The sequence below is a fragment of the Pseudoalteromonas sp. XMcav1-K genome, from assembly GCF_044005875.1.
Taxonomy (GTDB): domain Bacteria; phylum Pseudomonadota; class Gammaproteobacteria; order Enterobacterales; family Alteromonadaceae; genus Pseudoalteromonas; species Pseudoalteromonas spongiae.
This window is the reverse complement of the sequence record NZ_JBIPJE010000041.1, coordinates 14,561-29,964: the sequence shown is the minus strand read 5'-3', so window position 1 is coordinate 29,964 and position 15,404 is coordinate 14,561. Positions and strand designations below refer to the sequence as shown.

Sequence of the window (15,404 nt, the reverse complement as noted above, 5' to 3'; positions counted from 1 at the left end):
ACTGTATTATGTTAGAAATTAAGCCTATTTTTAATGCGCTATTACGCTCCAAAGTGGGAGCCGTGTTATTGCTTATTCAAATTGCAATTACCACTGCAATCGTCAGTAATGCCGCGTTTATTATTAACGACCGTATCGAATATTTAAATCAACCCACCGGCTACCAAGAAGACAATATGTTTAAATTTAATGTGATGATGTTTGGTACCGATGTGGATTTAATCCAGCAGGTTGAACTTGATGAAGCGACGTTGCGTCAAATGCCAGGTGTTGTAAATGCCGTACATATTAACGCCGTACCTTTAACTGGTGGCGGTTCTTCAACGACATTTCGTTTAAAGCCTGCGCCTGATAAAGCGAAAACAGATACCGCCAGTTATTTCGAGACCGATGAGCATGGGTTAGATACATTGGGTGTAGAGCTTATCGCAGGGCGCAATTTTACCCAAGACGAAGTCGTTATAAATCGAGATTTTAGCAAACACCCGAATGTAGCATTAGCGACAAAAGCATTGATGGATGAGCTTTTCCCCGATGGCGACGGGCTAGGTAAAATCATTTATATGGGCGACCAACCGCTAAAAGTGGTTGGCATTATCGGCATGATGAAAGGCCCATGGTTAAAGCTAGAAGAACGCAAAGATAAATCAGTAATTTTGCCATTGCTATACCCTCATAAGTTACAGCAATTTTTGGTACGCACTGAACCGGGTCAACGTGCTGAAGTCATGAAGCAAATTGAAAGCGTTATGCATCAAAGCTACGGCAAACGCGTTATTCAAGACTTAAAAGGGTTAGATAAGAAAAAAGCGAATTATGTAGCGGAAGATTTATTAATGATGCGTATGTTGGTGATTCTAATCAGTGTACTGGTATTAGTGACCGCGCTAGGTATCTTTGGTTTAACCTTGTTTAATATTAACAAGCGCACAAAGCAAATTGGTATACGACGTGCCCTGGGCGCGCGGAAATCCGCAATTGTTAAGTTTTTTGTTGTTGAAAATAGCATTATTTGTTTGGCTGGCTTAGTGTTAGGTGTGTGTGGTGCAGTCGTATTAGGCCAACAATTAATGACCCAATACTCGGTACCAGCGCTATCGTATGAGTATGTAGCAATCACCGCGTTAGGCGTATTTGTGATGAGCTTACTTGCAGTAATCGGCCCAGCTAAGCGCGCGGCCAATATTGCGCCAAGTATTGCGACACGAACGATTTAACCATTTGCAATGTCTTCGTGCTACACTCAGAACCGTCGGTGTAGCACGAATAAATAAAAGAAAAACAAATGGATAAAATTCTAATCATTGATGATAACCCAGCCGTTCTTGATGCATTATCACTGCTTTTGGAAATTCATGGCTATGATGTTGTAACGGCCAAAACGCCGTTTGAGGCAGAGCAAACGGTACGTTATCAACGTATCGCGTTGGCGATTCAAGACATGAACTTTGCCGCTGATACCACCTCTGGAGAAGAGGGAATTAGCCTTTTCTATACGCTACGCCAATTAAATGCCAACCTACCGATCATTCTCATTACAGCCTGGACTGAACTTGAAACCGCAATTGAGTTAGTTAAAGCAGGCGCTGCTGATTACATTGCCAAACCATGGGATGACAACAAGTTACTTACCACCATTGCAAATTTAGTCGCGTTAGGCAAAGCGCAGCAAGATAATGCAGTCTTATCGCGGCAGCACGATGAACGTCACTTACCACATCAACAAGCGAATTTAGCAGGGCTGATCTATGCAAGCACCGCGATGGAACGAGTGGTAGACATGGCACTGCAATTAGCTAAGTCAGATGTATCTGTGTTGATCACAGGCCCCAATGGCAGTGGTAAAGAGCGCATCGCTGAAATTATTCAACTTAACTCAAATTTAGCCCATCAGCCATTTATTAAAGTGAATGCAGGCGCATTACCCGGCGAGTTAATTGAAGCCGAACTATTTGGCGCGGAAGCGGGTGCCTACACTGGCGCTAATAAACAGCGTATTGGACGCTTTGAGGCAGCCGATGGCGGTACTTTATTTTTAGATGAAATTGGTAATTTACCACCTTCAGGTCAAATGAAGCTATTACGCGTGCTGCAAACCGGCGAGTTTGAACGTTTGGGTTCAGTGCAAACAAAGCAGGTTAAAGTACGGGTTATTTCGGCAACCAATGCTGATTTACAGCACGATATTAAAGCAGGGCGTTTTAGAGAAGATCTCTATTATCGCCTCAATGTCATTGAGTTACGCCTGCCGCCGTTGGCTGAGCGAAAAGACGATATTATGCCGCTCGTTAAACACTTTTTACCAAACCGAGAATGTGGATTGGCGACTGAACAAGCGCTGGTAAATTACCCTTGGCCAGGCAATGTACGCGAGCTTGAAAATGCCTGTAAACGCGCTGCAGTACTAAAGCCAAGCGGTCAATTAGCATTAACGGATTTTGGCTTGGCGACAGCAACGAACGAGGTAAAAACGGCGCTTAATCACGAGCCAAATAAAATAGAAATCGAAGCGGCGATGCGCGAATATCACGGTGTTATTGCAAAGGTGGCTCGCCATTTTGGCTTATCTCGCCAAGCGCTTTATCGTCGTTTGCAAAAGTTTGATATTGAGTATTGATAACATATTATGAAATCTGTTTTTGCTCACTATCGTACCCAAACCAAATTGCAGTTGGCGGTTGTAATAAGCCTTATTCTGGTGCTGATCCCGTTATTACTGGTACTGGATGTCTCGCTGAAACAAAGTGTCGTGGTTATATTAATTACTCTGTGCGCGGCATGGTTTATTAGCGGCTTACTCACGCAATCGGTCAGCTCAGGGATTCAAGCCCTTGAAACCGGATTGTTAAATTTCAAAGATGGCGAATTTTCTAGCCTGTTAGCATACGATGCGCCAGATGAATTAGGCCGCCTTTGCCACATTTACAATCAAACAGCAGACCATTTACGCCAAGAAAAGCAGTGGATTTATCAGCGAGAATTAATGTTGGACAAAGTACTGCAATCTTCTCCTCAAGCCTTGGTACTGATTGATAGCAATGATTATGTGGTGTTTAGTAACCACAGTGCTAATCGATTATTTAATAGTGAACACAAACTTGAAGGCTTACAGCGTGAAGAACTCTACAACGCCGCCAATGAACAAATAAAACAAGCAATGGAAGCGGGCAGAGATGGTTTGTTCCATTTACAGCACGAAAAAGATGAAAGTGAAACATGGCATCTGTCTACAGGGCAATTTCTATTAAACAATCACCAACACAGATTGTATATTTTTAAACAGCTTACGCGCGAATTAAGTCGTCAGGAAGTCGCGGTATGGAAGAAAGTGATACGTATTATTAGCCATGAATTAAATAACTCGCTAGGGCCAATGTCATCGATGTTGCACAGTGGCAAATTGTTATCGCAAAATGTGGATGAGCCGCGATTAGGACGCGTGTTCTCAACATTGCAGGAGCGGATCAGTCACCTCAATGAGTTTGTCCAGGGGTATGGTAAGTTTGCCAAGCTACCGTTGCCAAAATTGGAGTTGCTTGATTGGCAAAGTATGCTGAGTAATGTGCAGCAGCAATATGCCTTCAAACTAGATGGGGAAGTACCCAAGCACCTGTGTTTTGCTGATCATATTCAACTTGAACAATTGTTGATTAACCTACTTAAAAACGCTCATGAATCCGGTTCGAAGCCGCAAGAAATTGCGGTTAGTATTGAAAATAAACAAAGTGGCACCGTTATCAGCGTGATTGATGCGGGCCCTGGCATGAGCGAAGCAGTTATGGCAAGTGCATTGATCCCATTTTACTCAACGAAAGCCAGTGGCAGCGGTTTAGGTTTGGCGCTGTGTCGTGAAATTGCCGAAGCTCATCATGGTCAGCTCAGTTTGCATAATCGTTCAGGTGGCAAAACGGGCTTAGTGGTAAACGTATTTTTACCTCATGTAAAATAAATAGGTAGTCACTGAAGGTGTTAAATCACCTTTAATTTCCTGTTATCAAGGTGATTTATAACTTAGGCTGTTATTTGTATCAAAAGCATAAGCTAAACAAAATATAAACTGACCTAGGTTACAATAACTAAAATCTGTTGTTTGTCCCCAAATTATGCAGCGTGTCTCTAATCAATGGCTTCTTTTATAAAATTTTGTTAAATTTTTATGACTGGTTTAGATAAACAGCAATAAGCACGTTAAATATTACTTCCCCAGCAGGTTACCTTTGAAACTCCCGTTCATTAAATTTAGCATTTTTGTTTTTATTTGTTGGTGTTTACCAGCCACAGCAAAAATAATATTGCACACTGATAATGCACATGATTTAGCAAGCTTTAAACAAAGTGACATGCGCAGCTTATCGTCTGAAACAAATATCTTAGCCTTAACACAGCAAGGTCATAAATTACATTTTGAGTTTGTGCCACTTAAGCGTTCGTTAAAGTTTATGGCAAAAGACCAATCGATTTGCATTACGAATAAAATCAAAACGCATCAGCGCGCTCAGCAATTTATCTTTAGTAAACCCATTAATTTGTTTTTGGGCAGACGGCTCTATCAGTTCTCAGATTTATCATCGCAAGGTATTAACGAGCCGATTAGTTTGGCTGAATTGTTTGTGCAGTATCCACAACGACGCTTAATTGTGTCAGACCAGATTTCATACGGCGATAAATTAGATCAGCAAATTACCAAATTGCCTGAGCAAAACAAGATTGTGCGACGCGGTGCATCTCATGTGCAAGGTATACTGGATATGTTTAGTGAAAAACGCGGTGAATACGCGCTTTTTTATCCACTTGAAATGAGTGCGAGGCAGTGGCAAGAATCAACGGTAAGTTACACGGTGGCGGGCATTGAACCTTATGTTTTAGGTCGTTTAATGTGTGTAAATAACCCGGAAACAAGGCAGTTTATTGAAAAAGTGAATAAGCAAATTGATGCATTAAATCAAGATGGGGCGTTATTGCGTGCTCATCTTAAATATTATCATAGTGATTTTCATCAAGACGTCACACGCTTTGTAACTGCTGAGTTTTTAGCTCCGCACTAGTTAACCAAAATAGGGGTTAAGTCGCTTGCTCTTGGCATTTTTGCTTAAAGTCTTTTTGTACAATTTCAAGCGCTTGCAGTACGGTTTTAGCATCAAGTTCATGTTGTTCTAGCAGCATTATTAAATCTACCGCTAATTGAACGTGTTTAGGCGCGTTTGCTAGGGTATTGCTTTCAGTCATCACTGTTACCGCGTTTTGCAACGGCAGCGGTTGCAAACTCAATCGCGTCTCTTACGCGCTGTTCCATTTCTAAGCGTTCACTTTGAGATGAATAAAACGCCATATCCACTTCAAAGCGAATGTATCGTGATGGCAATTGATTCAATGCAGTACAACAAAAATCAGCCAATGTGTCGTTGTCATACTTAGCTTCAATTTTTTGCTTTTCAATTTCGTCGATTAATAATTTTTCGTAATAATTATGAATATCGTCATGTAATTTCATGCTATTCCTTAAGATTACTTAATGTGACTGTTCTTAGTATTGCTTATATCTTAGGAATCGTCTATCCATTTGTCATGCTTAAATAAAGTTGTTTATGAACATTTACTAGGTTGCCAACATTTCGCTGGTAACCGCCACCTGACGCCGTAAAAAGAGGGAGATCATGAGATATACAAAACGAGATCACGCTTTGTTCGCGTTGTTTTACGCCCGCTAAACTGACGTTGAAATAGCCGAGCTCGTCGCCGCTATAAATATCGGCTCCGGCATTGTAGAGCACGATATCAGGTTGCTCTACAAGCAATGTAAGCAAGCATTGCTGTAACATCGTTTGGTATTCTTGGTCATTAGCGTGTTTATTGAGCGTAAAATCGTAATCTGAATGTTGCTTTTTGGTTGGGAAGTTTTGCTCACAGTGCAATGAAATTGTGACGATATCGTCCATCGCTTGTGCGCATACCGCTGAACCATCACCTTGGTGTACATCAAGATCGAGAATAACAACTTTGCTTACTAGGTTGTTATCAAGTAAATGGCGTGCGGCAATTACCAAATCATTAAAAATGCAAAAGCCACTACCAAAGCTAGGGAAGCTATGGTGATACCCGCCGCTTATTTGACTTGCGATTTGTGTTTCAAGCGCGAGCTTTGCTCCTTGAATTGATGCGCCAATTGAATAAAGCGTGCGTTCAACAAGTTGTGGCGACCACGGAAATCCCATTTTACGTATCGCTTTTGGCTCAAGGGCGCCTGCTACAAACTGCTGTACAAAAATAGGGCAGTGTACTTTGCTAATATCATCTACACTTGCTTTTTTTGGCGTGATAAAGCGAAATTGCTCAGCCAATTCTTGCTCAATAAACTGGTAGAGCAATTGGTATTTTTCAATCGGAAAGCGATGATTTTCGGGCAGTGATAAAGATGAGTAACTAGGGTGATAGAAAATCGGTATGGTCATTATCGGTTTGATTTCTCCGCTAGTTGAATTTTTTCCTCGACGGCCGTGATGGCCTTACGGCAACGGCCCAACCTACCATGTAGCACAAGGATTTCGTTATTTAACTCTTTGGCGCGCTCAGCACTGGAGTTTATTTTCTCGTTTTGCCTAAGTTCAATCATTTCTTGTAAGCGACGCTCAAACTCATGGTTTTGAGATAGTTCACGATACAACTCTTGCGATGATTGAATGATTTTTTTAACTACTTTTTTATAGCGAGTAACTGGCTTAAATTGTTGTTCTTTTTGCCAAACGCTGGTGGCTTTTAAGGCAGTGATAATAGCGTCAATTTGCTGTGAAATTGACTCAAGGGCAAAACGCTGGGCATGTCTTCGTTCGCTTGAGGGAAGTGCGTCGATATTATCAAATACTTCATTTAAGTAATCACTTAACTTTACGCTTTTAGTGCGAAATAGGTGGTGTTCAAATAAACCGTGTTGGTTTTTTACAAAGCGTTCATTTTTAAATAAATTTTGCTGGTCAAACTGTTGGCAGCTAACTTTTAAGCGTTCAACTTGGTTTTTAAGCGTTTCGACTTGTGCACTTGTTTTAAGCATAGACATCTAAAATCAATTTTATGGCTAACACAATGACAACGGTATTGAACACAGGTTTAATTAACTTGCTGCCGAATTTAATCGCCGAATGTGCGCCTATCCATGCACCGAGCATGATAAACGCGCCCATGGTTAAACCTAACATAAAATGCACATGGCCAAGGGCAATAAAGGTAGCTAGCGATACCACATTACTAATGAAGTTCATCGAGCGTGCTAAACCGCAATTAAGCAATATACCCATTTTATACAAAAAGCTGTTTGAAGCGGTCCAAAATGTGCCCGCACCAGGCCCTGCAACACCATCGTAAAAGCCAAGAATAAGCCCTTGCCAACTTTGCTTTACTTTTAGCTGTGAGTTTTGACTTGGCAGCTGCATATTTTCTGCAAATTGGCTTTTATTAAATAAGCTATATATTGCCACCACAATAATCACCACAGGTAGCAATAAGTTAAGAAACTCTTGGGTAAGAAAATCAACAATTAATGTACCAAAGATTGCACCTAGGGCAGTTGCACAGGCTGATACCAGCCAAAAACGTGGGTTAAAAAGCTTTTTTTTGTAATACGTAAAACTTGCTGTAAATGACCCAAAACTAGCGGCTAACTTGTTGGTGCCGAGTGCTAAATGCGGTGGCAGGCCAGCGGTTAAAAGGGCAGGCACGGTTAACATTCCGCCACCACCCGCAACAGCGTCTATAAACCCTGCGGCCAATGCTGCGGAGCAAAGCACAAGCCAAGTTGTTGGCTCTAAAGCTAGTTCTATCATTAATACTCGATTTTTCGTTTGAACGGGGGTAGCGAATCCAACATGGCTTTACCGTAGCGCTTGGTAACTAAGCGTCTGTCTAAAATGGTTATTTCACCACGATCAGATTCTTTACGAAGCAGTCTACCACAGCTTTGCACTAATTTCTTTGCCGCTTCGGGTACGGTGATAGACAAAAATGGATTACCACCTTTCGTTTCGATATATTCACTTTGTGCTTGCTCTATCGGCGAGGTGGGCACTGCAAATGGGATTTTGGTGATGATCAAGTTTGTAAGTAAATCACCTGGTAGGTCTAACCCTTCTGAAAAACTTTGGGTGCCAAACAAAATTGACCCTTTTCCATTTTTAACTTTGTCGCGATGAAGCGTAAGTAACGCATCGCGAGAGGCCTCTCCTTGCAGTAATAAACTGAAACCTTTTTTTCTAAGACCCTCTGCCACTTGGTTCATTTGCCAATAAGAGGCAAATAACACTAAGTTTGCCTGATCTTTTTTAATGTAATTGGGCAGGGTTTTAATTAACTCGTCGCTGAATTCTTTATGATTTGGCTCTTTGCTGATGTTAGGAATAGTCAGCACAGCATTTTCTTTATAATCAAAAGGCGATTGCGCTTTGATGTACTTAACCCCTTCGATAGGCTTTAAGCCCGCTTCAAAGGCATAATGGTCAAATGAACCAAGTGCCGATAAGGTTGCGGAGCAAAGTACGGCTCCCGCACATTCTTGCCATAGCTTATCGTGTAAATAATAGCCGACTTGAATAGGGCAGTCAGCCAACAGATAATCAACGTGATTTTTGTATTCAAGTTGCTTAAGCCAGCGTGCATGGGGAGGATTTGATTGTTCAATAGATAAGTTTCCCCATAACTTAGCGAAGCCATCTAGGCGCGTTAAGTAATGCCCGCTTTCAGATAGCAGTGGCTCGGCGACTTTTTTACTCACGTCGCCATCAGACAAATCTAAGGTAAGCGCGTCGTGCATTTTGGTAAGAAATTTAAGCATGTTGTTTGATGATTGCTTTAAATCTTTCACCCAATTGCTGATACCTTTTGGTAATTGCCCTTGCTCAAAACGGTGCACATTATCTTCGTTAAATTCAAAGTAATTATCGGCAAAAAACGTTTTCACATTTTTTAAGTCTTTTGCACTGTCGTTGATCGCGTCTGCAAGTTTAAAGTTGAGACCCGTTGCCCGTGTTGAGCTAATCGCATTAGCCATTTTTTGGTTAAATTTAGCTAGCTTATCTAACCACTCTAAAGTAGCTACTAAAGTACTTGATGCGGATGAAAAGTCGCGTGCCACTTGTGGTAAATGATGTGCTTCATCGATTACGTAAATACTGTCTGCCGGTTCAGGTAAAATAACCCCACCACCGAGTTCTAGATCAGCAAGCAATAAAGAGTGGTTTACAATGATCACATCAGCTTTGGCTAAACGATCGCGAGCACTATGAAACGGACAGTGTGCATGGCTAGCTAATTGACGTTGGCATGAGTGTTTATCACTTTGAATTAAACGCCATACATTGTCGGAGATGACTTTCGGCCAAGTATCTCTATCGCCTTGCCATGTGCCTTTCTTATAGGCGGCTTGCAGTTGTTTTAAACTATCTTGCTCTTTTTCATTCAGTGGCGCATCGGTGGTCGCTAAAAAATTAAGCTGTGATGGATCATCAACGAGCGCGTTGTATAAACGCTCAGCGCAAACATAACGCTGACGTCCCTTTGCGAGCTCAAAGCTAATTTCAATCCCTGAGTTCTTTGCAAAAAATGGCAGTTCTTTATTGATTAGTTGCTCTTGTAACGCAACTGTGGCGGTTGAAATGATCAGGTTTTTTTTGTGCTGCTTTGCGTAGGGAATCGCACCAATACAATATGCTAACGATTTGCCTGTACCTGTGCCTGCTTCTATTACTGCAATGCGCTCTGTACGGTGGTAGTTTCCCGCTAAGGTTTTAGCGATTTCTGCCACTAAGTAATTTTGACTCGGACGTGAACGGTAATCAGGTAATTTGGCTGCAATATTAGTATGAATAGTGCGGATAGTTTTTTTTAGGGAGTCAGCCAGCATGTTAGGTCCGAGAAAAGGCGTTTTCGCGATTTTAAAGGTGCTTGTAATTAATAACAATGCAATACAGGCATTTTTTCTTTTGTTAGACTGTCGCGATAATCAAGTTTAATAATAGTTATAATGGTAATTGAGCGTACTTTTTCTGGGTTAATTTTAACCAAGCAACAGTTTGACCGTGACGGTAAGCTGATTTTAGTGTTTTGGTTAAAGTCTAAAGAAGGCCCTGTACGCGTGGAAGTTACAGGCGAACAGGCAGTGGTATTTTGTTTATCAGAAGATGCCAAATGGTTTGCCGATGCGCTTAATCGAGAGGGGATTGCTTTTGAGCAAAAGTCGCTGCCGCTAAAACATTTTAATCAAAGTAACGTTAGCGGATTTTATTTCACTAGCTTGAAAGCTTTTTTTGCTGCAAAAGAAACAGCAAATGAAGCCGGTGTGATCCTGTATGAACAGGATATTCGCCACGCCGAGCGCTATTTAATGGAGCGTTTTATTCAAGGGCAAGCATGGGCAAAAGGGCAATATAAGTTTAGCCAGGGTGTGCATTGTTTGTATCAAGCAAAACTTGCTAAAAGTGAACAAGCGAGTTTAGCCGCGCACGAATTGACTTGTGTCTCACTCGATATAGAGTGCAGTGGGTTAGGGGTGCTCTATTCGATAGGCTTTTATAATGCGAATTACCAAAAAGTGGTAATGATAGGGCAAGGTGAAAGTCATGAGTGGTTGGAGTGGGTTGCTGATGAAACCGCCTTACTCAAACGCTTCGTTGCCATTACACAAGAATTAGACCCAGATGTGTTTATAGGTTGGAATGTTATTGATTTTGACTTTTCGATGTTAGCTAAGCGAGCAGAAGCACTGGGTGTAACGTTGTCGCTTGGACGGTTTGCAAGTCAGCTTCGAGTGACGCAATCAAAAATCAATAAACTTAATTTACCCGGCCGTATGGTACTCGATGGTATCGATATGCTGAAAAACGCAAGCTACCATTTTTCTAGCTTTCGTTTAGGGCAAGTAAGCTACGAATTACTCGGTGAAGAAAAGCTGATCCAAGGCGGCGATACGCTTGCAGAAATCGAACGCCAGTTTAAACACGAAAAACTAGCGTTAGCCAAATACAATCTGCAAGACTGTAAGCTGGTATGGGATATTTTTCAGAACAAATCGCTAATCGATTTTGCAATTGCAAGGTCCAAACTCACAGGGCTTGATTTAAACCGCCTAGGTGGTTCCGTTGCGGCGTTTACCAATTTATATTTGCCGCATTTACATCGTGCTGGGTATATCGCCCCTAATTTAGGTGACTCCCCAGTACAATTTGAAAGCCCAGGTGGCTATGTAATGGACTCACTTCCAGGGCTTTATCAGAATGTCTTGGTCCTCGATTATAAAAGTCTTTACCCATCAATTATTCGCACTTTTAAGATTGATCCCATGGGGTTAGTTGAAGGGTTAATGGAAGATGATGCGATCGAGGGATTTAACGGCGCTCAGTTTTCACGCACTGAACATTTTATTCCTTCGCTTATCAGTCAGCTATGGCAAGCAAGAGAAGCGGCAAAAAAAGCCAAAGATGAAACTATGTCTTACGCCATAAAAATTATTATGAACAGTTTTTATGGCGTATTGGGTTCTACTGGATGCCGGTTTTATGACCCGCGGTTGTCAAGTTCGATTACCATGCGTGGTCATGAAATTATGAAAAAAACCAAGCAGTTAATAGAACAAGCTGGTTACCAAGTGATCTATGGTGATACGGATTCAACCTTTGTCTCGATAGACGGAGAAGCCTGTAAAGCAACATGTAACGACATAGGTAAGCAATTAGTTAACAAAATAAATAGATACTGGCAGGCTGAATTGAGCGAAAAAGGTTTAGACAGTGCACTAGAAATTGAGTTTGAAACTCATTATCAGCCGTTCTTTATGCCGACATTGCGCGGTGAAACAACCGGGTCGAAGAAGCGTTATGCCGGTATTAACCAAGCTGGAGAGCTAATATTTAAAGGTCTTGAAGCGGCACGTGGCGATTGGACTCGCCTAGCGAAAGAGTTTCAGACCGAGTTGTACCAAAGACTATTTAGCAATCAAGCTGTCGATGAATACATCACACAACAGGTTAGTGCCCTTAAATCTGGCGCTTTTGATCACAAACTTGTATATCGCAAGCGCTTGGGGCAAGAGCTTGAAATGTATCGCCGTAATATCCCACCTCATGTTAGAGCAGTGTTAGATTACCAGCTAAAACACCCCGATTTTTTCATCAAACGAGGCGACTGGGTGAATTATCTTGTAACACTTGACGGCCCCGTTTACTTAGCCGAAGGCGATGTGTCAGACGTAAATCGAATCGATTATCAACATTACTTAGATAAGCAACTAAAGCCAATTGTAGAGGCGCTTGAAAAGGCGTTAATGTTAAATTTTGAGCAGTTAGTTAATGAGCAACAAAGCCTTTTCTAAAAAGTTCAAAAAAAATGTAATTTTTTGATTACAATTAAAGCTTACGAGGCTTCAGGGTTTTTTTTGTTTTAAATCAGAGTTTTATATTTTTCGTGTACCTAAAAGCGGTGTGTTTCTAAGTGTGTATAAATGTGATCTAACTGAAACATCTAAGTCTTAAATGTTAAAACTTTATAAACACATGTTGACCGGTGTTTGCCCTTATGATTATTATTGCCCTCGGATAAATGAGTTTCGACTCAAAAAAATCAATCAACAATTTGTTAGATTGTGAATAAAAGTAAATCCACAAATGTGGTCCAGGGAGAAATCTAAATGTTAAATAATAAACTAGCGAAGGCGGTTCGTTTAGCGATCGCTTTCGGTGGTGCTAGCACTGCTGTGTTTGCAGCAAACGCTAATGCCGCTGAAGAACAAGCAGCTGAAGCTGTTGAACGTATCGAAGTAACAGGTTCTCGTATCAAGCGTACTGATATGGAAGGTGCGAACCCTGTAGTTGTAATTGACAGAGCGTCTTTAGACAATTCAGGTCAATTAAGCGTTTCTGACGTGTTAAACAGATCTACGTTTAACTCTTTTGGTTCAATCCAACCTTCATCTGGTAATACTGCACAAAGCCAAGCTACTGTAAATTTACGTGGTTTAGGCTCAAGCCGTACATTGGTACTTATCAACGGTAAGAAAATGCCAGGTTCACCTGTAATGGGTGGTGGTGCAGCTGACTTAAATACAATTCCTTTCGCTGCGGTTGAAAGAATCGAAGTTATGAGTGATGGTGCGTCTGCGGTTTATGGTTCAGATGCTATTGCAGGTGTTGTAAACATCATTCTTCGTGACGACTTTGAAGGTGTTCAAGTTCAAGCTCGAGCTGGTAGCCCAAGCCGTGACGGTGGTGGTGATGAGTCTTCATTCTCAATCATCACTGGTCTTTCAAATGACAAATCAAGCATTGTTTTCAGCTATGAACACGACGAACGCGATATCATTTTCGCACGCGACCGTTGGTTTACGTCTTCTACGGACGATGGTTCAGGCACTTACGGTGGTACTACTGGTTTAAGCTGGTACGGCCGTAATATCTTAGATATGACTACGTTTGAATTCAACCCGATGATTAGTGGCCAAGACTGTTCACAATACGGTGACTTATTCAGTTATCACAATGATGCGCCAGATTATCCAGCAGACGACGGCTGTCATTTCGATTATACAGCGGTATCAGCAGATGCTGCTTCAACGAAACGTGATTCAGTATTCGTAGATTACGACTATGAAGTAAGTGATAACACAACTTTTAACTTCCGTTCTCTACATGCTCGTAACGAAAGCTTTGGTCGTTACGCTCCTGCAGCAGGTTGGTTCACATTCCCTATGGACATGCCAGCTGAAAATGGTCTAACAGCAGTTAACGAAGGTGACCGTGGTTACTACCGTTTCAACAATGTTGGCGCATCACGTGATACTTGGCAAGTAAGTAACATGCAAGATTGGGCCGCTTCTTTAGAAGGTCTTACAGATCTATTTGATTGGCACGTAGATGCTCACTATAACCGTTATGACATGAACGAGTGGGGCCAAGGTTACGTTCACCGCCCAAGCGTTGAGCAAGCAATTCGTGATGGTTGGGATCCTCGTGACCCAGATCAGTCGAAGTATACAGCGCAACTTGCTGACTTAGCTGCTAACAGTAACCGTCGCTCAGGTAGTACACTTCGCGAAATCAGTGGTGGTATGACGTTCAATGAACTAGCTGACTTGGGTGCTGGTTCAGTAGCTCTTTATGTTGGCGCAAACTACAAAGAAACAACATATTATGACCAAGCGGAAGCACAAAATGAGGCTAAGAACATCATTGGTACAGCAGGTGGTTCTGCATCAGGTGACCGTGAAGAGTACGCAGTATTTGCTGAATTAGTAGTACCAGTACTTGATAGCTTAGAATTTAACTTCGCAGGTCGTTATGATGACTTTAGCGATGTTGGTTCATCGTTTGTGCCTAAGGCTTCACTTCGTTACCAACCGTTTGAATCTCTTGTTGTACGCGCATCATGGGGTCAAGGTTTCCGCGCTCCAACACTTGAAGACTTATATAAAGCACCTCAAGAATCGGCAAGTAGTGCGAAAGACGTGGTACTTTGTTCAGCAGCAGGAACTAACCGTTCAGACTGTCGTTCGCAACAGCACACGACTTACTTTATTGGTACTGAAAACCTTAAACCTGAAGAGTCTGAAAGTGTTAACTTTGGTATTGTATATAATGTAACGGACAATGTTGACGTTTCATTCGATTACTACAATATTGACATCACTAACCAAGTTTCTTCTTTATCAACTCAAGACGTATTTGATTTAGAAAACATTGGCTTACTAGGTGATCCAGAAGATCCAAATGATAACGCGCCAGGTTATGAAGGTGCAGCTGTAGATCGTGGTGGTAACCCAACGGCGCGTTCACTTCTTGTTACGGCACCTATGGCAAATATTCCTGGTTTCTCGACAGATGGTTTTGATTTCAAAGCAAATGCATTATTCGATTTAGGTGGTGCAGGTGAAATTAAGACTAACTTTGCTTGGTCAGAAGTTCTGTCTTATGAAGAGCCAGATATCATTGGTTTACCTAAGGTTAACAAGATCGGTCGTAATGGTCTTCCTGAGCGTCGTATCTCACTAGGTGCTACATGGTTATTCGAAGATCACACTCTTAATGTGAATCTTAACCATATTGCATCTCAGGCTGAAGAAACTGAAACAGACGAAACAGGTACCATCTTCACTGCAGTTGGCGAGTTAGACGATTACAATATCGTTGACTTAAACTATACATATGCAACACCTTGGAATTTAGACATTACTGCTGGTGTTAATAATGTAACAGATGAAGATCCTGTTTTAGATAGTGACTTAGGTTACGATTCAAACTTATATAGCATCGTTGGTCGTTTATACTTTGTAGGTTTCCGCTACAAATTCTAATAAGATTTAAGATGTATTAAAGCCTGCAATTGCAGGCTTTTTTTATTTGTATGGAATTGATTTAGCTAATATATATAAATTA

The 15,404-nt window shown here is 41.5% G+C and carries 12 protein-coding genes; 6 read left to right on the top strand and 6 right to left on the bottom strand.

What is annotated here, in order from left to right:
* The first annotated feature begins 8 nt into the window (after positions 1–8).
* The 4 genes from ACHSBP_RS09560 (at position 9) to ACHSBP_RS09545 (ending at position 5,045) form a co-directional block, all read left to right on the top strand.
* Positions 9–1,217 (top strand): ABC transporter permease, encoded by a 1,209-nt coding sequence (locus tag ACHSBP_RS09560; protein ID WP_395388705.1) that lies wholly within the window; start codon positions 9–11, stop codon positions 1,215–1,217.
* 68 nt (positions 1,218–1,285) lie between these two features.
* Positions 1,286–2,617: a sigma-54-dependent transcriptional regulator gene (locus ACHSBP_RS09555; RefSeq protein WP_395388704.1), complete on the top strand. Its 1,332-nt coding sequence runs from the start codon at positions 1,286–1,288 to the stop codon at positions 2,615–2,617.
* 9 nt (positions 2,618–2,626) lie between these two features.
* Positions 2,627–3,949, top strand: coding sequence for a sensor histidine kinase (locus ACHSBP_RS09550; RefSeq protein WP_395388702.1), 1,323 nt, complete (start codon positions 2,627–2,629; stop codon positions 3,947–3,949).
* A 343-nt stretch (positions 3,950–4,292) separates the two neighbouring features.
* Positions 4,293–5,045 carry a hypothetical protein gene (locus tag ACHSBP_RS09545; RefSeq protein WP_395388700.1) on the top strand — a complete coding sequence of 251 codons (753 nt, stop codon included), beginning with the start codon at positions 4,293–4,295 and terminating at the stop codon, positions 5,043–5,045.
* 16 nt (positions 5,046–5,061) lie between these two features.
* Here the strand turns inward: ACHSBP_RS09545 and ACHSBP_RS09540 are convergent, their stop codons facing one another.
* From ACHSBP_RS09540 to dinG, 6 genes are all read right to left on the bottom strand, one after another.
* A complete protein-coding gene (locus tag ACHSBP_RS09540; protein WP_100913703.1) occupies positions 5,062–5,226 on the bottom strand; it encodes a YbaM family protein in 165 nt (54 codons plus the stop codon).
* Positions 5,219–5,491 (bottom strand): late competence development ComFB family protein, encoded by a 273-nt coding sequence (locus ACHSBP_RS09535; protein WP_010559742.1) that lies wholly within the window; start codon positions 5,489–5,491, stop codon positions 5,219–5,221. Before ACHSBP_RS09535 ends, ACHSBP_RS09540 begins: the two co-directional genes overlap by 8 nt.
* A 61-nt stretch (positions 5,492–5,552) precedes the next feature.
* Complete coding sequence (locus tag ACHSBP_RS09530) at positions 5,553–6,443, bottom strand: histone deacetylase (RefSeq protein WP_395388777.1); 891 nt, start codon at positions 6,441–6,443, stop codon at positions 5,553–5,555.
* A gap of 5 nt (positions 6,444–6,448) precedes the next feature.
* Entirely contained in the window at positions 6,449–7,045 is a 597-nt protein-coding gene (locus tag ACHSBP_RS09525) for a primosomal replication protein (protein WP_395388698.1), read from the bottom strand.
* A complete protein-coding gene (locus ACHSBP_RS09520; protein WP_105171707.1) occupies positions 7,038–7,814 on the bottom strand; it encodes a TSUP family transporter in 777 nt (258 codons plus the stop codon). Before ACHSBP_RS09520 ends, ACHSBP_RS09525 begins: the two co-directional genes overlap by 8 nt.
* Complete coding sequence (gene dinG, locus ACHSBP_RS09515) at positions 7,814–9,886, bottom strand: ATP-dependent DNA helicase DinG (protein WP_395388697.1); 2,073 nt, start codon at positions 9,884–9,886, stop codon at positions 7,814–7,816. Before dinG ends, ACHSBP_RS09520 begins: the two co-directional genes overlap by 1 nt.
* A gap of 120 nt (positions 9,887–10,006) precedes the next feature.
* Between dinG and ACHSBP_RS09510 the strand changes: the two genes are divergently transcribed.
* Both ACHSBP_RS09510 and ACHSBP_RS09505 read left to right on the top strand, forming a co-directional pair.
* Entirely contained in the window at positions 10,007–12,349 is a 2,343-nt protein-coding gene (locus ACHSBP_RS09510; protein WP_395388695.1) for a DNA polymerase II, read from the top strand.
* 315 nt (positions 12,350–12,664) lie between these two features.
* Positions 12,665–15,322 (top strand): TonB-dependent siderophore receptor, encoded by a 2,658-nt coding sequence (locus ACHSBP_RS09505; protein ID WP_010559748.1) that lies wholly within the window; start codon positions 12,665–12,667, stop codon positions 15,320–15,322.
* The last annotated feature ends 82 nt before the right edge of the window (positions 15,323–15,404 follow it).

Coding starts and splice junctions, on each gene's coding strand:
- ACHSBP_RS09560 (WP_395388705.1), top strand. CDS start 9: ATGTTAGAAATTAAGCCTATTTTTAATGCGCTATTACGCTCCAAAGTG.
- ACHSBP_RS09555 (WP_395388704.1), top strand. CDS start 1,286: ATGGATAAAATTCTAATCATTGATGATAACCCAGCCGTTCTTGATGCA.
- ACHSBP_RS09550 (WP_395388702.1), top strand. CDS start 2,627: ATGAAATCTGTTTTTGCTCACTATCGTACCCAAACCAAATTGCAGTTG.
- ACHSBP_RS09540 (WP_100913703.1), bottom strand. CDS start 5,226: ATGACTGAAAGCAATACCCTAGCAAACGCGCCTAAACACGTTCAATTA.
- ACHSBP_RS09535 (WP_010559742.1), bottom strand. CDS start 5,491: ATGAAATTACATGACGATATTCATAATTATTACGAAAAATTATTAATC.
- ACHSBP_RS09525 (WP_395388698.1), bottom strand. CDS start 7,045: ATGCTTAAAACAAGTGCACAAGTCGAAACGCTTAAAAACCAAGTTGAA.
- ACHSBP_RS09520 (WP_105171707.1), bottom strand. CDS start 7,814: ATGATAGAACTAGCTTTAGAGCCAACAACTTGGCTTGTGCTTTGCTCC.
- dinG (WP_395388697.1), bottom strand. CDS start 9,886: ATGCTGGCTGACTCCCTAAAAAAAACTATCCGCACTATTCATACTAAT.
- ACHSBP_RS09510 (WP_395388695.1), top strand. CDS start 10,007: ATGGTAATTGAGCGTACTTTTTCTGGGTTAATTTTAACCAAGCAACAG.
- ACHSBP_RS09505 (WP_010559748.1), top strand. CDS start 12,665: ATGTTAAATAATAAACTAGCGAAGGCGGTTCGTTTAGCGATCGCTTTC.